The organism is Actinomyces sp. Marseille-QA0893 (genome assembly GCF_976954355.1).
This window is the reverse complement of record NZ_CDRJSY010000001.1, coordinates 568196-589064: the sequence shown is the minus strand read 5'-3', so window position 1 is coordinate 589064 and position 20869 is coordinate 568196. Positions and strand designations below refer to the sequence as shown.

Genomic DNA, 20869 nt, shown 5'->3' with positions numbered 1-20869 from the left:
ATGAGACGCGAATTACGAGCGCTTCTTCCGCATTGTCGCGGCGCCAATAGCGCTTGTTCCGGCAGCGAGCAGCAGCACTCCGCCGGTGATAGCACCGGTCTTGGCGAGCTGCGTTGCAGGCGTGGGAGGAACCGAGGGCGTAACCGTCGTCGGTGTCGGCGTCGGACCAGGCTTGAAGGACAGTCGTGTCACGTAGGGATGCGACTCACTGGTCGTGTACTTCAAGGGATGCTCCATGAGCGGAGCTTCATCCCATCCGGCAGAAGGGCCGGTCATGGGCTGCCTCCATCCGGCGCTAAAAGGGATGTCCGAAGGAGGACAAGCAGGCGACGGGGGATCGAATACCGTTCCGAGAACAGAGCGAGGCTCGGCCGGTTCGACAGTGTCGTAGTCGCCAAGAGTTGGAGGGCATGCGGGTGAAGGCTGTCCGGGTATGACAATGACACCGAGTTGTTTCTCGACATCGACCGAGATAACGCCCTGCGTGAGGTGATCGATCGTGTAATCCGCATCGGCAGTTGCGGAATCAGCGAAGGCAATCTTCTTAATAGTGATCACCGCTTCACCCTGAAGCCCAGCCATCGCATCCTTGAGGGACTCGATGGTGGTGATCTGATCGGGGTTATCGAAGTCAACGGTGACCGTTGCGGTCTGTCCATTAATTGCCACAGTCTTTGCTGAGAAGCCCTGGGGAAGCCCGGTCACCGAGATGGCCGAGGGATCAGAAAACTTCAGCTGCGCAGGAAGAGTGATCTGGGTTGTGAAGCCCAAGTGAGCATTCTTCAGCGCAATATCGTCGAAAGCGTTGGGCGTCTCGTCGTACTTCTGGAGGAGATCCGCAATGCGTCCACCGCGAAGATCATTCAAGTGAACAACGTTCTCGATGGTCAGAAGCGAGTCCTTATTCTCGGCGTGGATCTCTTCCTTCTCAGCTGGGGGGTTCTCATCGGTGCCGATCTTAAAATCGGTGTCGATTGCCGGGTCATCACCGTTGACCGGAAGGGTGCCGAAAGCCTTCTTGTACTTGTAAATACCGGTCAAGCGATCCGAAGAGAGCTCCCAGGTGGAGAATTCGTAGTCGGGAATTCCTGCGGCTTGGAAGAAGTTTGGCCCGGTCTTCGGGGGCTGCAAGTCGCGACCGTCTTCTTCATCAACCCAGCGCGTTGTCCTGGTCGGTGCGGACGCGAAGCAATCGGTAGGCGACTCCGCCAGCGCCAGGGTCTTCGTGTCGAAGTTAAAGACCTGAGAGGGGGTGGTCGATGAAGTGAAGAAGTTGAACTTACCTGTAACGGTAACCTGCTCGCTGGCCAGTCGAGTCGCTTCCGTGGGGTCTGTTGTGCCAACGGCATAGGGGACCTGGACCTTGATCGTGTGCTGGCCGGGGTTGGCCTTCTCTGCATCGTAGATATCGAGCAGCTGCTGCCAGCTTAGATCCTTGAACTGAATGTTCGCAGTGACCTGTGTGCGGTCAGAGTTGGGGGAGAACCAGGTGTAGGCGAGCATCGACGAGGTAGATTTCGCGCGAGACGTCCCCAAATTGGCTTCCTCAGGGACACTCACGGTCAGTGTGATGTCGGAGTTGTAGGAGCTACCGGAATCGTGGGGGGAGAGCCCCTGCGCAGCTGCAGCGCGGATTTCGGCCTCGTGGCCTGCAAGAAGCGTGGTGATCGGGATCTCTACTACGACGGTACCGTGATAGGTCGTGATCACAGGGTTGGTATTACACACAGTCGTCGTTGTAGAAGAGGCGTACTGCGACAGAGGGAAGGTCTGGCCATCGGCTTGAGCGCCGCGAGGCGCAAACATTGTTACCGTACCTGCGGCGAAAAGGGCCAGCCCAGCGCCTGTAGCCAGAACTCTCCGGCTTTTCCTCATTATGTCCCCCAGTTTTTGATGCGTGTTTAAAACGTTGTGATTCAGGATTTTTTCAGTGTACTCATTGTTGATACAAAAGCACATCGTCTATTGAGAGCTTAGCTTTGGATTGAATGTTCTACAAGGCGCGGTCGCATCGCGCACACGTGATCCGCATCTGCTCCCGTGCACACTCGACGCCCCTTCGCGCTATGGCAATTTTTTCAGTAATACCGCGCATTCCATGTGTTCGGTGTGGGGGAACATATCGAAGAGTCGCGCCTGTAGCGGGGCATAAGTCGGCATTCGTTTCAGATCGCGAGCAAGCGACTTGGGGTTGCACGAGGAATAGATCACGTAGCGCGCGTGTGAGTCATTAACCCACTCTGCGAAAGCCTCACCAATGCCGCGCCGCGGGGGATTGACGACGATGGCCTCGGGAGTGGCATCAATGCCCTGGTTGAAAGCCCACTGTGCAGCGTCACCGGCCACGAAGGCGACGCGATCGCTCACCCCGGCATCGGCGGCGGTGCGCTGGGCCGAGGCGATGGCCTCGGGAGAAATCTCTACACCGCTTACGCGCTCAACCCCGCCAAGCGCCGCATGCAGGGCAAAACCGCCCACTCCGCAGTACAGATCCCACAGTGAGCTTGCGCCACTTTCGCGAGCCCACAGCGTGACCTGGCGATACAGTGCCGAGGCCACGCCTGTGTTGATTTGCGAAAAAGACCTCGGCCCCAGGTGCAGTTCGACATCGCCGACGAGCATCGGAAGGGTCGTTTGCTCGGAGATGACGATTTCTTCATCGCCCTCAACAAGGGCCGCGTGAATGGGAAGAATGTTGACCGTGGCGACCTGGAGTGCGGGGATGAGGGAGCGTAGAAGAGGCAATCGTGAACGCAGTTTCGCCAGTTCGCGCTTCGAGCGCATGACGAAGCGGATCATCAGGGCTTCACCGGAACCCTGAGTCACAAGGATTTGTTTGAGTTCGCCGCTGCGTTTCGCGATGTTATAGGGCTCAATACCGGTGCTCCTGATGAATTCCTTGAGAGGCTCAATGCATCGAGCGATGGCGTCGGTGTGAGCGAGGCAGTGAGGAAGATCGACGCCGGCGTACGTGGGCGCTGGGCCGGTGATGCCCAGAGTCGGATGCTCGGCCGTGCCGCCGATCGCGAACTTTGCCTTGGTTCGATAGTGAGAAGGTGACGAGGCCGCGGGAAGGAGCCACTGCATGGTGGATGCGTGTGGAATATCAGCAAGAATCTTTTCAACTGCACTCTGGCGCTGTGCAAGCTGAAGATCGTAGGGAGTGGGCATTAACGGACACGAATGGCACTGTCCGCTTGTTAAATGTTCGCACTCCATCGCTTCATCTTGGCATCTTGATCCTTTCTTTGCCACAAACGAGGCCGGGTGGGCGTTGAGTGGTGTGGTGTCACTTGTGCGCACGCTGGGGGAGTAGGAAGGTCGGAAGCGTGTGGGCATTAAGATGCTTCCATGAGTGAAAAGCCAGGCGTGGGCGCAGCTGACGAAGCGTGTGAGGTCCCTCAGGGGGCTCTCGCGAGTGCTGAGACCATGCGTATTGACACTTGGCTGTGGGCAACCCGCCAAGTGAAGTCGCGTTCTCAGGCGACGGCGGCTGCTCGCGCCGGACACGTCAAGCTCAACGGGGAATCGGTAAAAGCTGCGCAGAAAGTGCGGGTGGGGGATGAGGTCCGCCTGCGGGTGGAGGGTTTCGACCGCGTCCTTATTGTTCGCAAGCTTCTTGTGAAGCGTCTGGGCTATCCCTTTGCGAAGCTGTGCTACGAGGATCTCAGTGAGCCGAGGCCTCGGCTGGGGGTCGCCTTCGCCCAGCGTGAACGCGGTAGTGGGCGCCCGACGAAGAAAGAGCGTCGCGATATGGAGAAGTTCCGCGGAATGAATCCCGACTTTTCCGCGGAGTTTCAATGGTAATCGGCAGGGTTGTCGATTCTTAGAAAGTAATTTTGGAAATTGGGGAATAAAACCCTCCAAAAAAAGTTGAGTATGTCAGACTCAAGGTTGGGTGTAGCGCTTGCGGGCGTGAGACTTGATCCCTAAACTTGAGTGCAACAGGCTCAAGGTGGTCTGGAGGTCGATATCCTCGGCCACCACAACAGAAGACGTACAAAGCGCGGTATCGCCTCGGCGACAATTTCCACCACGCTTTGATGAAAGGAAACTCATTATGGGACGCGCAGTAGGTATTGACCTCGGCACCACGAACTCCGCTATTGCAGTGCTCGAAGGCGGAGAACCCACAATCATTGCAAACGCAGAAGGCACACGTACGACCCCCTCGGTCGTTGCTTTCTCCAAGACCGGCGAGGTCCTGGTTGGCGAAATCGCTAAGCGTCAGGCGGTCACGAACGTTGATCGCACCATCTCTTCGGTCAAGCGCCACATGGGCACTGACTGGACCGTGACAATCGACGACAAGAAGTACACCGCTCAGGAAATCTCCGCACGAATCCTCTCCAAGCTCAAGAGGGACGCGGAAGAATACCTCGGCGAGCCCGTCACCGACGCGGTCATCACCGTTCCTGCGTACTTCAACGACGCAGAGCGTCAGGCAACCAAGGATGCCGGACAGATCGCAGGCCTGAACGTCCTGCGTATCATCAACGAGCCCACCGCAGCGGCACTGGCCTACGGCCTCGAAAAGGGCAAGGAAGACGAACTCATCCTGGTCTTCGACCTCGGTGGCGGCACCTTCGACGTCTCCCTGCTGGAAATCGGCAAGGATGATGACGGCTTCTCCACCATTCAGGTCCGCGCAACCGCTGGCGATAACCGCCTCGGTGGCGATGACTGGGATCAGCGCATCGTTGACTGGCTGATCGAGCAGGTTAAGTCCAAGGACGGCGCAGACCTGTCCAAGGACCCGGTTGCTCTTCAGCGTCTGCGTGCAGCAGCTGAGCAGGCCAAGAAGGAACTGTCCAGCGCCATGAGCACGAACATCTCGCTGCAGTACCTCTCCGTGACTGCAGATGGCCCCGTCCACTTGGATGAGACCCTCACCCGCGCAAAGTTCGAAGAAATGACTGCGGATCTGCTCGAGCGCACAAAGACCCCCTTCGAGAAGGTCATCAAGGACGCCGGAATCTCCGTCAGCGAGATCGACCACGTCGTCCTGGTCGGTGGCTCCACTCGTATGCCCGCCGTTGCCGAACTGGTCAAGAAGCTCACCGGTGGCCGCGAGCCCAACAAGGGTGTGAACCCCGATGAGGTCGTCGCAGTTGGCGCAGCCCTGCAGGCCGGCGTCATCCAGGGTGACCGTAAGGACGTTCTGCTGATCGACGTGACTCCTCTGTCCCTGGGCATCGAGACCATGGGCGGCGTCATGGACAAGGTCATCGAGCGCAACACCGCAATCCCGACCAAGGCATCACGCGTCTACTCGACCGCTGCCGACGGCCAGACCTCCGTTCTGGTCCAGGTCTTCCAGGGCGAGCGTCAGTTCACCGCTGACAACAAGTCTCTCGGTAACTTCGAGCTCTCCGGAATCGCTCCCGCACCGCGCGGCGTTCCCCAGATCGAAGTGACCTTCGACATCGACGCAAACGGTATCGTTCACGTCTCCGCGAAGGATCTTGGAACCGGCAAGGAAACCGCGGTGACCATCACCGGCGGTAGCGCCCTGAGCAAGGAAGAGATCGATCGCATGGTCAACGAGGCCGCCCAGCACGAAGAGGACGATAAGAAGCGCCGCGAGGAGCTTGAGATTCGTAACTCCGCAGAGCAGCTGGTCTACACCATCGAGAAGACCCTGAAGGAAGACGCCGACAAGGTCTCCGAAGCGACCCGTCAGGAAGTCCAGGGCGACCTTGACGCCGTGAAGGAAGCCCTCAAGGGCAGCGACATTGAGGCTGTCAAGAGCTCCGTTGAGAAGCTCAACCAGTCCGCGATGAAGATCGGCCAGGAGGTCTACCAGAACGCTCAGGCCGCTCAGGCCGCCGCTGAAGCAGGCGCTTCGCAGTCTTCCTCCTCTTCCTCCGATGACGACGTCATCGACGCCGAAGTTGTGGATGAGGACGACAAGTGAGCATCGAGCCCACGAATACTTCCGACGACGCCCAGGATCCGGTGGTCGGCTCTCAGCCGGCCACCCCGGGTGACGCCCAGCCCCACGCTCAAGAGGGCGCAGCTGCAGGTGCAGCCGCGGCCTCGGCAAGCGCTCAGGGCGAGGAAACGGGCGAGGTCGATATGTCGGACTTCGAAGAGCAGCTCGAAGACAGTGAACTGTCCAAGGCTCTCGACCAAGTGGCGCAGGCAGAAGAAAAGCTCGCCCGCGCCCACGCAGACCTGTACAACCTGAACCAGGAATACTCGAACTTTGTTCGCCGTTCCAAGGAATCCGTCGCCGGCCACGTCCAGTCCGGACGCGACCAGGTGCTCGAGGCAATGATCGGTGTCTTGGACGATATCGAGGCCGCGCGCAAGCACGGGGATCTGAGTGACGGTCCCTTCGCCTCGATCGCGAACAAGCTTGAAGACACGCTTCGCACCCGCTTCGAGCTGGAACGTTTCGGAGACGAGGGGGACGATTTCGACCCCATGCTTCACGAGGCGCTCATGGCTCAGCCCAATCCCGACGTGGACCATCCGGTCTTGGGACAGGTCTTGCAATCTGGATATCGTCGCGGAGACACCATTATCCGCGCGGCGAAAGTCCTGGTGTACAACCCTGAATAAGGAACATTCAACGAACTGCAGAGTCAAAAAAGGAGGTGACGCGCAGTGAGTGGAGAAGATTGGCTCCAAAAGGATTTCTACAAGGTTCTTGGCGTAAGCAAGGATGCTGATGAGGCCACAATCAAGAAGGCCTACCGCAAACTTGCGCGCACCTGGCACCCCGACCAGAACAAGGGGAATCCCGAAGCTGAAGAACGCTTCAAGGAGATTGGCGAGGCCTACACGGTCCTGTCCAACCCTGAGCAGCGCCAGCAATACGATGCGATTCGCGCGATGGGCGCCGGCGGTTTCCGCGGCGGTGCCGGTGGCTCCGGAGCATCCGGCGTGAACTTTGAAGATATCTTCGGAGCTTTCGGCGGTGGAAACGGCGGAAACGTTCGTTTTGCCACCAACGGCAGCGCAGGTATCAACCTGGACGACATCTTGGGTGCTTTCGGCGGTTTCGGTGGCGGCTCTTCGCGGGGATCTTCACCCTTCGCTGGTGCTTCTCAATTCGGTGACTTCGGCGGCGCGCATGGAGCGTCCTACCAGCAAGCGCCTCAAAAGGGTGAAGACTTGCACGCCTCGACGCGCATCACGCTCAAGCAGAGCCTGAGCGGAGTCAACATCAAGTTGGCAGTCTCCGGCAAGCCTATGACCGTCAAGGTTCCCAAGGGAATCAAGGACGGCCAGAGCGTGCGACTGCGCGGCAAGGGCAAGGCCTCGCTTAACGGCGGAGCAACTGGCGACCTGATCGTCACGATCCACGTCGAGGAGGATCCGGTCTACAGCCGCGAGGGAAATGATCTTCGCATGACCCTTCCCGTGACCTTTGCCGAGGCCACGCTGGGCGCCAAGGTTGAAGTTCCCTTGATCGATGGTTCGACCGTCACCGTCAAGGTTCCTGCCGGTTCTGATTCTGGTCGCACCCTGCGTCTGAAGGGACGCGGCGTGGCCACGAAGAAGGACACGGGTGACCTCTTGGCAACTATCAGTGTGGTGGTCCCCAAGGATCTCACCCCTGAGCAGCTTGACTCGATCAAGGCGCTGGCTGATGCTCTTGACCAGGGTGATCCTCGTGCAGAACTTGTGAAGAAGGTGAGTGCGTAATGGGACATCAAGATGAAGTGACCTTCGTGATTTCCGTTGCCGCACAGCTCGCGGGGATGCACCCGCAGACCTTGCGTCAATACGACCGAATCGGCCTTGTCACGCCCCTGCGTACGAAGGGCCGCGGACGACGCTACACGCGACGCGATGTCGAGCGTTTGAAGGAGATTCAACGCCTCAGCCAGGAAGAGGGAATCAACTTGGCTGGGATCCAGCGAATCATGGAGCTGGAAGACGAAGTTGATCGCCTGAGGGAGCAGCGCGATGCCTTGGCTGAACGGGTCGAAGAATTTGAACCCGTCTTCGACAGAGTTTTTGTCGCAAGCCCGGATGGTCAGATTCGCCCCATGCGTCGTGCACATGCGCGGCGCAGTGAAGAGACTCGGCGTGGCATGGTGCCCGTCAGGAATCACGGTCTGGTCGCGTGGAGGCCCGCTGGTAACCAGCGAGTCCGCGCGCTCATTGAAGCGTCACCCGAAGGAGTTCGGGTCATCGAAGGAACCGTTGTGGTTTCACGATAGCTCGTCCCTCGGGTGATGGTCCTCGAGGCGACGAGTAAGGGGAGGTATCTTGCGATACCTCCCCGTTTTTCGTTATGAGAGTTAGGCAGCTAAAACCAGCTCACGTCCGCGCAGGCGAGCAACAATGCCGCGGATTGCAGACGCACAAGCAGTTGCTGCCCGGGAAGCGAAAAGGCTCACGGAAGCGGCGGCCTCGGTAATGAACACGCGGAAATCAGCCAAGGTGCCAAAGACGAAGAAGTTCTGCCCCAAGTAGTTCACGATGAACAAGGAACTGCTTGCAGTCAGCGAGGCCATCCACAGTGCCATTCCGGCGGAGACCAAAGCCTGAATCATCAGGTAGGACATGGTCATCACGCTCGCTGCCATGATCGCGTAACGGATCGCGGTTGCCACAACTCCGCCTCGTGCGTTAAAAACCTTGCGGTTCATTGTGTAATTCATCGTGCACGAAGAGACGCGTGCCAGCGCGACCGGCAAGAAGACGCCGCCGATCGTCGCGTTAAAGACCAAGAGCAGCGTGTAGTCCACAGCGGTGGAAGAAAGCGACGAGGCCAGGTAACGCAGGACTCGTGCATTGGCGCGGATAGCCTGGGTGGCCTTGCGCATCGCCGAGGTGGCGAATGCGCTCATAGCCGAGGCCTGTGTGCGTGCTGCGCTGCGAGCGGTGAGTTCTGCGTTCGTGTTCATGACATTAACTGTGCCCACCGCAAATCTGTGTGGTTTATGTCCAAGCTGTGGAGAAGCTATGAAGCATGGAGGCATGTAGTGTTGTTTCCATGACTTCATTGACTTTGCGTTCGCGTGTGGCAATTGCTGCTGGGACAAGCGCCAGTTGGGCATCGCGCAGGCTGGGCCGCGGATCGGGAGGAATGATCGGCGGCAAAGTCGCGCTGAAACTTGCCCCGAATTTGCTCGCCGATCTTGCTGCTCATCGCCGCAGCGCCGTCGTTTCGGGAACGAACGGAAAGTCGACCACGACTCGACTGCTGCGCGCGGCTCTCTTTGCAATCGGTGAGGTTGCTTCCAATACCAACGGTGACAATATGACGCCGGGAATCACGACCGCTCTGATGCGCTCTCACGCGCCGCTGGCTGCCCTCGAGGTCGATGAAATGCACATGCCGGTGGTCAGTCGCTTCGTCAACCCTCAAGCGATCGTCTTACTGAACCTTTCGCGTGATCAACTGGATCGCGTGGGCGAAATCGGTGCGGTGGAACGTCGCCTGCGCAAGGCCGTTAATGAGCATCCCGACAGCATTGTCATCGCGAACTGTGACGATCCGCTGATTGCCTCTGCTGCCTGGGATAGCCCCAATGTTCAATGGGTTGCAGCGGGACATGCCTGGATGGGGGACTCGACCGCATTTCCTCGGGGTGGACGCGTGATCCATTCCGATGATTCGTGGCGAGTGGTTCCCTTGACCTCCCTTTCGGGTGAAGAAGGCTTGGAGAAATACCAGCGTCCCGAACCCATGTGGTGGCTGGAAGACGAAGATCTCTCCGATGCTGCTCACCCTGCTGCTGTTGCGTGCAGGAAGGACGGGCTGCGCATTCCTCTTCGCTTGTCCCTTCCTGGACGCGCAAACCTTTCGAATGCTCTCGAGGCCTTGGCTGCAGCGGTTGCGATGGGCGTAGACCCGCAGGCTGCGTGCCGCGCGATGTCACAGGTTGAAGAAGTTGCGGGACGCTACTCGACCTACGAGATTCATGGGCGTCTGGCGCGACTCATGCTGGCGAAGAACCCCGCAGGCTGGCAAGAAGCCATGTACATGATCGATCCGGCTGTCGATCAGGTGATCGTTGCCGTGAACGGCCAGGTTGCTGACGGTCAGGATCTCTCGTGGCTGTGGGACGTTGATTTCTCAGTCTTGGGTGCGCCGGCGCGCAAGGTTTACGCCTGCGGTGAGCGCGGCGCTGATCTCGCGGTGCGCTTGGAATATGCGGGTGTGCATTGTGAACTCTTCCCCTTACCCATGGAAGCGCTTCGAGCATGTACCCCTGGTCGCGTTGAAATCTTGCTGAACTACACGGCTCTGCGCGACTTCAAGCGGGTTTTGGACTCTCATCGTGAAGCGGAGGAAGCAGAATGAGCGCGTTGAGAATTGGTGTTCTTCTTCCCGAGGTCTTGGGGACTTACGCTGACGGTGGCAATGCTCTGGTTTTGGCGGAGCGTGCGCGCCGCCGCGGAATCGATGCCCGGATCGAGTACGTCGGTGTGGGGGATGCAATCCCCGATGACCTCGATATCTACACCCTCGGTGGGGGAGAGGACGCCGCTCAGGAGCTAGCAGTTGAGACCTTCACCGCCGATTCTGGTCTGAAGCGTGCGGTCGAGGCCGGTCGCCCTCTCCTTGCAATCTGTGCTTCCCTGCAGATCCTTGGTCACTGGTACACGGATGCGCGTAATCGCAAGGTTTCTGGCCTGGGACTCTTGGACCTTACGACCTTGCCGCAGGGTAAGCGCTCCATTGGTGAACTCGTTGTTCAACCCGAAATTGAGGGGCTGACCGAGCCCTTGACAGGTTTTGAGAACCACGGTGGTGGCAGTCGCCTAGGGCCGCTGGCACGTCCCTTGGGCAGGGTTCTTTTCGGTAACGGAAATTCGATCTTGCCTGCTGATCGTCAAGGCGGCGAGGGTGAAGCTGAACAGTCTCGAGCAATCGACGGTGCTGTCCAGGGGTCGATTATCGCCACCTACCTGCACGGGCCAGTTCTTGCCCGCAATCCGCAGTTGGCTGATTTGCTCCTTGAGCGCGCTTGTGGACACAAGCTTGAACCTCTCGAGATTCCCGGTGTCGATGAACTTCGCAAGGAACGCCTAGGTGCGACGATCTCGCGATTGGATCGCGATGGCCGCTGAGGATCAGCCGCGTTTCGGAGCCCGTTCGCCGCAGTGGCAGGATGAATCGCAGGAGAGTGCAGCCCCTTCCTCTCCGTCCTCGGTTCCCTGGGAGCAGTACGGCGAGGTCGTTGCCCCCGCGCGTACCCCGCGCTTTGCTCGCTTCGATCCCTCTGTCGAGGCCTCGTCATCTTCTTCCGACGACGCTGCAGCGCCTGCTGCACAGGAGAGTGACGGTCCTAGCCGGCGACTGCCTCGTGAAGGAGAATCGGGAAGAATTCGTTTACGTACGTCAGGTGGGCCGCTGGGCTACGCGCCACCCGCGCAGGCGCCTGTTGATCCCTCTTCGGTCGCAGCAGTGCCACGCGCGCGTAAGCGTGGAGGTTGGGTCATTCTCCTCGGCATTGTCATGTCCGTTATATGTGCCCCTGTGCTCTTCTTTGCTATTGCCTTTTCTGGCACCGATTTCTCGGCGATGCAGTCGAGCCTTCGCGAGGTGTCCAATAGTCAAAGCGTGACGGTTGATTCCAGTGGCGGCTACGTCGTGCAGATCACCGCTGGGAGTGCACAGACGTGTAGCTTGCGGGGCGCTGATGGTGGCGAGCACCCGATGCAGGTCACTCTTAATCAGTGGACTGTCTCCGGGCTTACCCCCGGTGAATACACTCTGAGTTGTTCTCCCGACGGCGTGAAAATGGTTGGAATGACTGGCTTTAGTGAGTCTGCGGCCCTGTCGAAGGCTCCCGACGCGATGACGTGGTCAAGTGTCGTTGGAATGCTGGGTTTGAGCGTGATAGGTCTGGGAATCTACCTGCGTCGTTCGCGCTAAAACTGCTCTCATATGGGGAACGCTGAGCTGGCGTGTTATGCGTCAGATTCAGCGTTCTTTTCTTTTTTGTGAAATGTGCCTTCGAATGCTGATTCGTGCAGAAAAATAAAGTTGAGTGGAATAGACTCAAGTTTGTTGACGTTGTGTTAGTCAGAACGAATAAAGCCGCCCGTAATGAGCGGCAGGAGGAATGATGACTGAACAATTTACAAGCAAAGCCCAAGAGGCAGTGAGCAGCGCGGTCCAGTCGGCACAGGCCGCTGGGAACCCGCAGGTGGATTCTCTGCACCTCTTGGAAGCACTTCTTGAACAGGGCGAGGGCATTGCCTACTCCCTGCTTCAAGCAATTGGCGCAAACCCGCAGCAAATCGGTGCTCGTACGCGCAATGCGCTGGTGGCGCTGCCCTCAACCAGCGGTTCGAGTGTCGCCCAGCCGCAAACTTCGCGCGGCCTGATCCAGGTGATTAACGATGCCCGCAAGCGCGCAGAAGCTAAGGGAGACGCCTACGTTTCTACAGAGCACCTGCTTATTGCGTTGGCCGCAAATGACGATAGCGCCGGCGAAATCCTGCGCGAAAACGGCGCAACCGCAGAACGCTTGCAGAAGGCTCTTGATGAGCTTCGCCCCGATCCCATTACCAGCGCCGATCCTGAAGGCTCCTTCGAGGCCCTGAAGAAGTACGGTCGCGACCTCACTGAGGTGGCACGCCAAGGCAAGTTAGACCCGGTGATTGGTCGTGATAGCGAGATTCGCCGCGTGATCCAAGTGCTGTCTCGTCGAACCAAGAACAATCCTGTTCTCATCGGTGAGCCCGGCGTTGGTAAGACTGCAGTCGTGGAAGGCCTGGCCCAGCGAATCGTCGCGGGCGACGTGCCCGAATCCCTGAAGAACAAGAAGCTCATCGCTCTTGACCTGACCGGGATGGTTGCGGGGGCGAAGTACCGTGGTGAATTCGAGGAACGCCTCAAGGCTGTTCTCAATGAGATCGAACGCTCCGATGGTGAAATCATCACCTTCATCGACGAGCTTCATACGGTCGTCGGTGCCGGTGGCGGCTCTGAAGGGGCAATGGACGCGGGCAATATGCTCAAGCCCATGCTTGCCCGTGGCGAGCTCCGCATGGTCGGCGCAACCACTCTGGATGAGTACCGCGAGAACATCGAAAAGGACCCCGCGCTTGAGCGTCGTTTCCAGCAGGTTTTCGTTGGTGAGCCTTCGGTCGAGGATACCGTCGCAATCTTGCGTGGTATTGCCCCCAAGTACGAGGCGCACCACAAGATCACCATCTCTGACGGTGCTCTGGTTGCAGCCGCACAGCTGTCCGACCGCTACATCACCGGCCGTCAGCTTCCCGATAAGGCGATTGACCTGATCGACGAGGCCGCCTCCCGCCTGCGCATGGAACTGGATTCCTCCCCTGAGGAGATCGACGTTCTACGCCGCCAGGTGGACCGCCTGCGCATGGAAGAGTCCTACCTGACCGAGTCTGACCCCGATGGTTTGGACGAGGCCACGGCAGAGCGCCTCGAGAAGCTGCGTGAGGACCTAGCGAACAAGAATGAGGAGCTGTCTGCTCTGACCAGTCGCTGGGAAGCGGAGAAGGCTGGACATAATCGTGTCGGCGAGCTTCGCGTGCAATTGGATGAATTGCGCACCCAGCTTGAACTTGCAATCCGCGCGGGTCGTTTCGATGAGGCTGGACGCCTCCAAAACGGCGATATTCCCCAGATCGAACGCCAGATTCGCGAAGAGGAAGAAAAGGTTGAAGCCGAGGAGAAGAACTCCGATTCGGCAGAACCCATGATCGCCGAAAAGGTTGGTCCCACCGAAATCGCAGAGGTCGTCGAATCCTGGACCGGGATCCCTGTGGGCAAACTGCTTCAAACCGAAAGTGAAAAGCTCGTCCACATGGAAGACGTCATTGCCCACCGCTTGATCGGGCAAAAGGACGCTGTTCGCGCGGTCTCGGACGCGGTTCGTCGTTCACGCGCCGGGCTGTCCGATCCGAACAGGCCGACCGGATCCTTCCTCTTCCTCGGCCCCACGGGCGTCGGTAAGACGGAGCTTGCCAAGTCTTTGGCCGAGTTCCTCTTCGACGATGAACGTGCGATGGTTCGAATCGACATGTCGGAGTACTCCGAGAAACACTCGGTTGCGCGCCTCGTCGGTGCCCCTCCGGGATACGTTGGTTACGAGCAGGGCGGTCAACTGACCGAGGCCGTGCGCCGTCGCCCCTACAGCGTCGTCCTCTTGGACGAAGTTGAGAAGGCTGACCCTGAGATCTTCAATATTCTCTTGCAGGTCTTGGACGACGGTCGTCTCACCGACGGCCAGGGACGCACTGTCGACTTCAGGAACACCATCTTGATCCTGACCTCGAATCTGGGATCGATGTTCCTCACCGATCCGGACCTCAGTGACGAAGAAAAGCGTGAGGGCGTGATGAACGCCGTGCGCGCCTCCTTCAAGCCTGAGTTCCTCAATCGTCTGGATGAAACGGTTATTTTCGACCCGCTCAGCCCCGATGATCTGTCTGGAATTGTCGACCTCTTAGTTGATTCCATGGCCGAGCGACTCAAGGATCGTCGCATTAGCCTGAGCGTCACTGAAGGCGCCCGTGGCTGGCTGACTAGGCGCGGATACGATCCGGCTTACGGTGCTCGTCCCTTGCGTCGTCTCATTCAGCGCGAGATTGGTGACCGTTTGGCAAAGCTCCTCCTCAGTGGTGAACTCACTGACGGAGAGCAAGTCCTCATCGATGTCAGCGATGATCTTGAAGAGCTGAAAATCGAGATCATAGGTCGTTGATCACGAAAATACCTTTGGGTGGCGCGATAATTTCGCGCCACCCATTTTTTCGCATAGACTCTAATAGTTATCCCAAGTAACAGAGCAGAACTGAAGAATGAAGGAGGTAGCCGTGAGCGACGACGAAGGTGTGCAAAGCGGAGCAACTCGCAAGAAGCGAGGCAGCTACTCCGTTGGGCGTTCCACCCGGACAACAATCATCCGCGGTGCGGCGCAGCTATTGTCAACTCGCGGCTATTACGGTTTCTCGCTGCGAGACCTCGCCGACGAAATTGGCGTCTCACATCCGACCGTGATGTACCACTTCCCAACGAAAGACGCGCTCGTTCTTCACGTTATCCATGCTTTTGAAGATGCTTTCGGAATTTTCGACGTCGATGTCGTTACCCGCGAAGGCGTCGAGGGCGAAGCTGACCAGCTTGTTCTGGAAGAGCGTGGTGCCAAAGTTGACACGATGAATGAGTGGATTGCTGCTCACCTTCGTCTTGCTGCAGCAAGTGACAATCAGATCATGACCGACTTGGATCGCGTGTTCACCGTCGAATCGGTCAATGAAAGCCACCCCGCACACGATCACTTCTCCTATCGAGTCGAAGCAATGCTGCAGCTGCTTGAACGTCTCGCGGAGAAAATGCCCGATCGCGACCCGGAGAACCCCGTTGATACTCGCCGGCTCGTTGAGCGCTGGTATGGCATGGTGATCCTTGGCGGTTGGGACGGCGAGCGTTTCGATAGCCGCGAACTTATCGTCAAGTACCTCGCCTTTGCCGTTCGCGAGCTCCACTACAGCGCTGAGCAACTTCTTGCCCTGGGATCGATGATTCCGCGCAAGGCTGCTGCACCCTTCCAGCAGCTCCTCGTGGAGTACTCCAGCTCCTCGAAGTAGTCGATGACCCCGCAGTTGCTCTCTATTCCCTTCCGTGCCTCGATTCTCGCGGAAAACGACGCGGGGGCTTCCCTCGCTTCAGGGGACGCACGCGAAGTCTTCCCCCTCGCCTCGGTGACGAAACTATTCACCGCCTACTCAGCATTGATTGCGATCTCCCGAGGCCTCGTTACTTTGAGTGCGCCCGCTCCCTATCCGGGGGTGACGCTTGAGCACCTGCTTTCCCACGCCTCGGGAATGGCAATGGGGGAGCGCGCCATTACGCGCCCGCCGGGCACCCGCAGGATCTACTCCAATGCGGGAATTGAAGCGGCCGCAGACATGCTTGAAGAAGCCACGGGAACAGAGATTGGTCGCTGGATCGAAGAAACGATCGCTGAGCCACTGGGACTGGCAAGCCTCACAGTTGAAGGCTCTCCGGCATATTCGGGCTACGCCCACGCGGAAGACCTCATGCTTTTTGCTCGCGAACTTTCTCACCCGACGCTGATCAGTGCTGAACTCCTTGACCTGGCAACCAGTGTTCATTTCCCCCATCTAGATGGGATTGTTCCCGGATACGGAAATTTTCGTCCCTGTCCTTGGGGAATCGGTGCGGAAATTAAAGGCGAAAAGCAGGCGCATTGGACTGCGCCCTCTTCTTCGGGAAAGACCTTCGGTCACTTTGGACAGTCGGGATCTTTCCTGTGGGTCGATCCTCTTTCAGGCGAACGTGCAGTTTTCTTAGGCGAAGAGCCTTTTGGTCCGTGGCACCGCGACAATTGGAGCGCCCTGAACGAGGAAATCTTGCACGCTATGCGAGGTCAATGATCACGGGAACGTGATCGGAAGCGCCCTTACCCTTGCGTTCATCACGATCGATCGAAGCAGAGACCATGCGCGCGGCCAATTGCGGCGAGGCGTAGATGAAGTCGATGCGCATTCCCTCGTTCTTCGGGAAGCGGAGCTTTTGGTAATCCCAGTAGGTGTATTGGGAGACGCGCTCGCGGGTAACTTCATCCCATCCGTGCTGCGCAAAGGCAAAGAACGCCTCGCGTTCGGGCTGTGAGACGTGGGTTTGTCCCTTAAACGCCTTGATATCCCAGACATCGTGGTCGTAGGGTGCAATATTCCAGTCCCCAACAAGCGCGATCTGGCGGCCCTGCTCAAGCCAGGTATCTCCGACCTCAAGAAGAGCGCGAAGCCATCGCAGTTTGTAGGTGTAATGCGGATGATCAAGCTCGCGACCGTTGGGCACGTACAGGCTCCAGGTTGTAACTTCCTGGTCTCCATCGAGGACGGTGACTCCCAGTGCGCGAGCCTCAACGACTTCAGGATCACCGAAGCCAGGCTGGCCAGGGAAGTTGACCTCGGTTGAAACGACTGGGAGGCGGGAAGCGACGGCAACACCGTTCCACTGGTTGAGGCCGTGCATACGGACTTCATAGCCGGCCTCGTGAAAGGCTTCAATGGGGAACTGCTCGGGCTTGCACTTAATTTCTTGCATTGCCAAGACGTCGATATCGGCGCGCTCAAGGAAAGCGATGACGCGTTCGACGCGGGTGCGAATTGAGTTAACGTTCCATGTTGCAAGCCTCATGGCACCCCAGCATACGCGGCAGGACCTAAAATAATCGCCATGGGTACAGCACTTGTGACCGGGGCAACCTCTGGTATCGGCGAGGAATTTTGTTGGCAACTGGCTGCGGCGCACCACGATGTGGTTGTGGTCGCGCGACGCAAGGATAAACTCGAGGAGCTGGCTGAGCAACTCCGCCAGATCGCGGGTGTAGCCGTAGAGGTACTCGTTGCGGATCTTAGCGTCACAGAAGATGTTGAACGCGTAGCCGCGCGTCTTCGCCAAGATGAAGCGCCCATCGGTTTGCTGGTCAATAATGCAGGGTTCGCATTGGGGAAGGCCTTTGTTGATAACTCCCTTGAGGCTGAGGAGAATGCGCTGGACGTGATGGTTCGCGCTCCCATGGTTTTGAGCTATGCGGCAGCTCGGGCAATGCGCGCTCGCGGGCGCGGGGCGATTTGCAATCTCTCTTCAGTTGCTTCGGAGACGGGTGCAGGGACCTACAGTGCGCACAAGGCGTGGATCAGAGCCTTTAGTGAGGGGCTTTCAGAGGAACTACGGGGGAGTGGTGTGACGGTGACTGCGGTGTGTCCAGGACCCGTGCATACGAACTTCTTCGAGGCCGCAGGAGTCGATATGTCCGCAGCGCCGCAGTGGCTGTGGGCAAGCCCTGAGCAAGTTGTTTCCGAGGCCTTGGATGCGGTTCGCCGGGGACAGGTGCTCGTTACGCCGCGTCCCGTTTACAAACTTGCGATGGGCGCCATGCGGGTTTCTCCGCGTTGGCTCACGCGGAGGGTGATGCGCAGCATTCCGCATATGTGAAGCGCCGTGCTTTTAGGGCGTGAGGCTCGGCGAAGGAGGCGTGTGGCATTGTCATGAAATTGACGGCGCCCCTTTTATAGAGTGATAATGATTCTCATTATGAGAATAAAAAGACTGATTTCTGCGGGTGCCCTTGCCCTTTCCCTCGTGTTTGCCCCCCAAGTGGCATGGGCAGGACCCGACCGTGATACCGAATGGGTCGTCACGGGACAACACGTCGATGCTCCCATTCCCATCTGGCATGCTGACACGCGTAGTTTCACCATGAACACCATCAATATGCCCGTTGAGAAGACTGTCCTATGGCTGCCAAAAGCGTGGGCGGGAAGCGGTGCACAGGATGCGAAGTATCAACTAGAAGTCCCCGAGAAGCGCCCCGATCTTGCTTTCTTGGGTCCCGAGCACTCGGTGCTCAACGCGGCCCCGCAAAACCCCGGTCCTAATAACACTCCAATCTGGGCAGGCCTTGGAGCTGACTCCTCGGTTGAGTGGGCGGCTCCTGATGAATTTGACGGAAGCACCTACACGCTCGACCTCATCAATGTCGATGGCCCCGGCCGGATGGAAATGTTTATCGACCACGGAGACTCAGTCTCTCGTTTCCTCTCCAGTCACGATCTTGCATATCGTTCGGTTTACAACCCGCGCCACACGCACCTCTTCACGACCTTTACACAGCCCGGCCGCTACCAGGCACGCTTCCGCGTTAATGCCCGTTCGATTGATGGCACGACTATTTACACCTCTCCCATCCAGTCACTGACTTGGCAGGTAGGCGGCTCGAATCCTGCTTCTGGAAGCATCAAGGACATTCACGAGGCCTTCGCGGCGGCACCCACCGAGCGCAGTGACGGCGCTCAGGCGCGTCCTTCCCTCACGCTTGCGCCCAATGCGCAGCGTGAACATCCTGGCGACCAGCACCTCAGCGAGATCACCTTCAACAGTGGAAATCCGGGGGATCAAGGACGTCTATGGCTCACCGTCAATGGATACTTTCTCACCGAAGAACCCGTCGTCGATGGGCGTGCGCAGGTACGCGAACTCCTCGGCGATGATGATGCGCTGATTCAGGCGGTCTTCATTCCCGAGGCCGGAAGCGGGGCCGCGCGCTGGGCCTCGACACCTCAGGCATTTTCTCAGCGAGATCGAGCGGAAGTACGCGTCACCCGATCGAGCTCAGTCATCATTGAGCCATCGAACCCGGACCCAAGCCCCGTCTGGGACCCCACGCAGATTTCCGTGTCGCGTCCAGGGGTTCATGTCTCCTATGTCCGTAAGGAAGGAAGCGAAGACCAATACACAGTTCAGGTCCAAGCCGATGATCCCGAATTGCGCGCAGCCTACAAGGTTGAGTTCTTTGAGAGTGAATACGATTTCTCGCCGTGGTGCGCCATTGAAGGCACGCTCGGGAAGGGCGGAATCGATGTTCAGCACCAAGACCTTGGGGCCTGCGTGGGCCAGCCCATGTATATGAAATTCACTGTTCGCCCGCACCCGAAGTCCTTAGCCTCGATGACCACGAAGGCACAAGAAGATGTCGAATTGTCTTCATCATTCGGGCTTGATCTGAAGTTGAAGATGTGGCCGGGTGGAAACGCGGTTGAGCCCACTCCAGCACCAACGACACAGCCGCTCATTCCTACGCCGCAGCCGTCTGCATCTGCATCGCCCGCCCCGAATATTCCAGACACGAGCAACGACCACGCAGCTGACGAGCTGAAGACGAATCCGGTTGAGCTCACGCACGGACACATGGACCTGCGTCTTCGCGCAGATTCTTCTAGTCCCACGAAGTACTCGCTGGTGCTCAAGGACGATTCACTCACGGGTGAGAAGACCTCGGTCATGCGCTCAATCGATTCAGTGACCTGGAAGGTCGGTGTCAACGCCCGCTTTACACGCCCTCAGAGCCTGACAGACCCAAGCTATGACGTCCTCGGTGCGATTGGTGAATCCAGCTATGTGCTGCCTGAAACCCAGAACCCCGACATCGTCTGGCCGGGAGTGAGCACGGAAGGAATTGACTATTCTGTCTTCCCCAAGGGAATCGATTATGAAGTCCGCGTACTTGAATCTCCGAAGGACTCCCGAGTCGCGTTCTTCCAAACGGGCACCTTCGGTGGCCCAGCACAGGTCATGATCGATTCTGCGAACCCCGCGCTCTCGCGAATTCACACGGATTCGCCAACTCACATGCACGCGAATTGGGTCTTCTCGCGCCCAGGTCGCTATCGCCTGCAGATCCGCGCCCTCGATGGCGACAAGGAAATCGCTGCACCGGTGAGTTGGATTGCTTCCATTCACGAGGCCGCAGCTAAGCCGGAGCCCTCTAGCCCCTCGACCGCGCTTCCTTCCGAGCAGCCAACTTTGGCTCCCGCCCCTTCGGTGAGCGCATCCGCAGCGCCGATCGCGCCTACCCCTGCTGCTTCCTCAAAGCCAGCGCCTGAAGCACCGACTGCGACGCCAGCCCCCGAGCCCTCTCAAGCTCCGGTGGATTCTCCCGCGAGCTCACCCGCGACGCAGAACCCTCCTGCTCCCGGGGCTCCCGCGCTCGCGTCTTCCAATGCTGCACCCTCGCGATCGGCCAGCCCGCTGGGACGAGTCAGCGCCGTTGAACGCCTGACGGGAGGACAGGTCTTCGGATCGAGCGGAAGCGCACAAAGCGCAACGAGTGCGGATACAAACCCAGCTGGTGAGCATAAGGAGGAAGCATCCACCTCACCGAGCGATGACGCGCAAGAAACGCCAGAGGCTAATCCCATTGCTTTGGCAGCAGACTCTCCAGCTGCACCATCGCGATCACCATTGTCTCGCTGGTGGTGGATCCCCGTGGCGGCCGGAGCGATCGCGCTCGGCGCAGGCACCGCTGTCGTCATCAGAAGAATGCGATAAAGCGAAGGACTCCATGTCAGAACCGGCCCGATCTCCTGAGGAGGCGGGCCGGTT

17 protein-coding genes are annotated in these 20869 nt (G+C 58.5%); 13 read left to right on the top strand and 4 right to left on the bottom strand.

From position 1 onward, the window contains the following. Positions 1-12: 12 nt before the first annotated feature. Together ACWNMW_RS02755 and ACWNMW_RS02750 are read right to left on the bottom strand one after the other, a co-directional pair. Complete coding sequence (locus ACWNMW_RS02755; RefSeq protein WP_449489942.1) at positions 13-1806, bottom strand: cell wall protein; 1794 nt, start codon at positions 1804-1806, stop codon at positions 13-15. 258 nt (positions 1807-2064) lie between these two features. Further along, positions 2065-3171, bottom strand: a complete 1107-nt coding sequence (locus tag ACWNMW_RS02750; protein WP_449489941.1) for a methyltransferase domain-containing protein — start codon at positions 3169-3171, stop codon at positions 2065-2067. A 180-nt stretch (positions 3172-3351) separates the two neighbouring features. Between ACWNMW_RS02750 and ACWNMW_RS02745 the strand changes: the two genes are divergently transcribed. From ACWNMW_RS02745 to ACWNMW_RS02725, 5 genes are all read left to right on the top strand, one after another. Beyond that, positions 3352-3807, top strand: a complete 456-nt coding sequence (locus tag ACWNMW_RS02745; protein WP_314212407.1) for an RNA-binding S4 domain-containing protein — start codon at positions 3352-3354, stop codon at positions 3805-3807. Between the two features lie 253 nt (positions 3808-4060). Next, the gene (gene dnaK / locus ACWNMW_RS02740) at positions 4061-5917 is read left to right on the top strand and encodes a molecular chaperone DnaK (protein WP_449489940.1); all 1857 of its coding nucleotides are present in this window, start codon (positions 4061-4063) and stop codon (positions 5915-5917) included. Beyond that, positions 5914-6567 (top strand): nucleotide exchange factor GrpE, encoded by a 654-nt coding sequence (locus tag ACWNMW_RS02735; protein ID WP_449489939.1) that lies wholly within the window; start codon positions 5914-5916, stop codon positions 6565-6567. Before dnaK ends, ACWNMW_RS02735 begins: the two co-directional genes overlap by 4 nt. Before the next feature lie 45 nt (positions 6568-6612). Then, the gene (locus tag ACWNMW_RS02730) at positions 6613-7656 is read left to right on the top strand and encodes a DnaJ C-terminal domain-containing protein (protein ID WP_449489938.1); all 1044 of its coding nucleotides are present in this window, start codon (positions 6613-6615) and stop codon (positions 7654-7656) included. Further along, the gene (locus ACWNMW_RS02725) at positions 7656-8177 is read left to right on the top strand and encodes a heat shock protein transcriptional repressor HspR (protein WP_299060901.1); all 522 of its coding nucleotides are present in this window, start codon (positions 7656-7658) and stop codon (positions 8175-8177) included. The genes ACWNMW_RS02730 and ACWNMW_RS02725 overlap by 1 nt, the downstream gene beginning before the upstream one ends. Positions 8178-8258: 81 nt before the next feature. Here ACWNMW_RS02725 and ACWNMW_RS02720 read toward each other — a convergent pair whose 3' ends face one another. Next, positions 8259-8867, bottom strand: coding sequence for a GtrA family protein (locus ACWNMW_RS02720; RefSeq protein ID WP_449489937.1), 609 nt, complete (start codon positions 8865-8867; stop codon positions 8259-8261). Positions 8868-8956: 89 nt separating this feature from the next. Between ACWNMW_RS02720 and ACWNMW_RS02715 the strand changes: the two genes are divergently transcribed. From ACWNMW_RS02715 to ACWNMW_RS02690, 6 genes are all read left to right on the top strand, one after another. Further along, on the top strand, positions 8957-10270 hold the full coding sequence (locus ACWNMW_RS02715) for a MurT ligase domain-containing protein (protein ID WP_449489936.1): 1314 nt from the start codon (positions 8957-8959) through the stop codon (positions 10268-10270). Continuing rightward, positions 10267-11040 (top strand): type 1 glutamine amidotransferase, encoded by a 774-nt coding sequence (locus ACWNMW_RS02710; RefSeq protein WP_034501260.1) that lies wholly within the window; start codon positions 10267-10269, stop codon positions 11038-11040. The genes ACWNMW_RS02715 and ACWNMW_RS02710 overlap by 4 nt, the downstream gene beginning before the upstream one ends. Continuing rightward, positions 11003-11848, top strand: coding sequence for a hypothetical protein (locus ACWNMW_RS02705; RefSeq protein WP_449489935.1), 846 nt, complete (start codon positions 11003-11005; stop codon positions 11846-11848). Before ACWNMW_RS02710 ends, ACWNMW_RS02705 begins: the two co-directional genes overlap by 38 nt. Positions 11849-12041: 193 nt before the next feature. Next, the gene (gene clpB / locus ACWNMW_RS02700) at positions 12042-14657 is read left to right on the top strand and encodes an ATP-dependent chaperone ClpB (RefSeq protein WP_299060893.1); all 2616 of its coding nucleotides are present in this window, start codon (positions 12042-12044) and stop codon (positions 14655-14657) included. A 112-nt stretch (positions 14658-14769) separates the two neighbouring features. After that, positions 14770-15543 carry a TetR/AcrR family transcriptional regulator gene (locus ACWNMW_RS02695; protein ID WP_314212402.1) on the top strand — a complete coding sequence of 258 codons (774 nt, stop codon included), beginning with the start codon at positions 14770-14772 and terminating at the stop codon, positions 15541-15543. 3 nt (positions 15544-15546) lie between these two features. Further along, the gene (locus ACWNMW_RS02690; protein ID WP_449489934.1) at positions 15547-16353 is read left to right on the top strand and encodes a serine hydrolase domain-containing protein; all 807 of its coding nucleotides are present in this window, start codon (positions 15547-15549) and stop codon (positions 16351-16353) included. On the opposite strand, the gene ACWNMW_RS02685 is transcribed toward ACWNMW_RS02690, so the two are convergent. After that, a complete protein-coding gene (locus ACWNMW_RS02685) occupies positions 16337-17122 on the bottom strand; it encodes an exodeoxyribonuclease III (RefSeq protein WP_449489933.1) in 786 nt (261 codons plus the stop codon). The genes ACWNMW_RS02690 and ACWNMW_RS02685 overlap by 17 nt on opposite strands. Positions 17123-17161: 39 nt before the next feature. Here ACWNMW_RS02685 and ACWNMW_RS02680 point away from each other — a divergent pair, with 39 nt between their 5' ends. Further along, positions 17162-17923 carry an SDR family NAD(P)-dependent oxidoreductase gene (locus ACWNMW_RS02680; RefSeq protein ID WP_449489932.1) on the top strand — a complete coding sequence of 254 codons (762 nt, stop codon included), beginning with the start codon at positions 17162-17164 and terminating at the stop codon, positions 17921-17923. 99 nt (positions 17924-18022) lie between these two features. Then, positions 18023-20815, top strand: coding sequence for a choice-of-anchor M domain-containing protein (locus ACWNMW_RS02675; RefSeq protein WP_449489931.1), 2793 nt, complete (start codon positions 18023-18025; stop codon positions 20813-20815). Positions 20816-20869 lie beyond the last annotated feature (54 nt).

Excerpts from the sequence above, each read along its gene's own strand:
- ACWNMW_RS02755 (WP_449489942.1), bottom strand. The coding sequence starts at position 1,806 with ATGTTTGCGCCTCGCGGCGCTCAAGCCGATGGCCAGACCTTCCCTCTG.
- ACWNMW_RS02750 (WP_449489941.1), bottom strand. The coding sequence starts at position 3,171 with ATGCCCACTCCCTACGATCTTCAGCTTGCACAGCGCCAGAGTGCAGTT.
- ACWNMW_RS02745 (WP_314212407.1), top strand. The coding sequence starts at position 3,352 with ATGAGTGAAAAGCCAGGCGTGGGCGCAGCTGACGAAGCGTGTGAGGTC.
- dnaK (WP_449489940.1), top strand. The coding sequence starts at position 4,061 with ATGGGACGCGCAGTAGGTATTGACCTCGGCACCACGAACTCCGCTATT.
- ACWNMW_RS02725 (WP_299060901.1), top strand. The coding sequence starts at position 7,656 with ATGGGACATCAAGATGAAGTGACCTTCGTGATTTCCGTTGCCGCACAG.
- ACWNMW_RS02720 (WP_449489937.1), bottom strand. The coding sequence starts at position 8,867 with ATGAACACGAACGCAGAACTCACCGCTCGCAGCGCAGCACGCACACAG.
- ACWNMW_RS02715 (WP_449489936.1), top strand. The coding sequence starts at position 8,957 with ATGACTTCATTGACTTTGCGTTCGCGTGTGGCAATTGCTGCTGGGACA.
- ACWNMW_RS02710 (WP_034501260.1), top strand. The coding sequence starts at position 10,267 with ATGAGCGCGTTGAGAATTGGTGTTCTTCTTCCCGAGGTCTTGGGGACT.
- clpB (WP_299060893.1), top strand. The coding sequence starts at position 12,042 with ATGACTGAACAATTTACAAGCAAAGCCCAAGAGGCAGTGAGCAGCGCG.
- ACWNMW_RS02690 (WP_449489934.1), top strand. The coding sequence starts at position 15,547 with ATGACCCCGCAGTTGCTCTCTATTCCCTTCCGTGCCTCGATTCTCGCG.
- ACWNMW_RS02685 (WP_449489933.1), bottom strand. The coding sequence starts at position 17,122 with ATGAGGCTTGCAACATGGAACGTTAACTCAATTCGCACCCGCGTCGAA.
- ACWNMW_RS02680 (WP_449489932.1), top strand. The coding sequence starts at position 17,162 with ATGGGTACAGCACTTGTGACCGGGGCAACCTCTGGTATCGGCGAGGAA.
- ACWNMW_RS02675 (WP_449489931.1), top strand. The coding sequence starts at position 18,023 with ATGAGAATAAAAAGACTGATTTCTGCGGGTGCCCTTGCCCTTTCCCTC.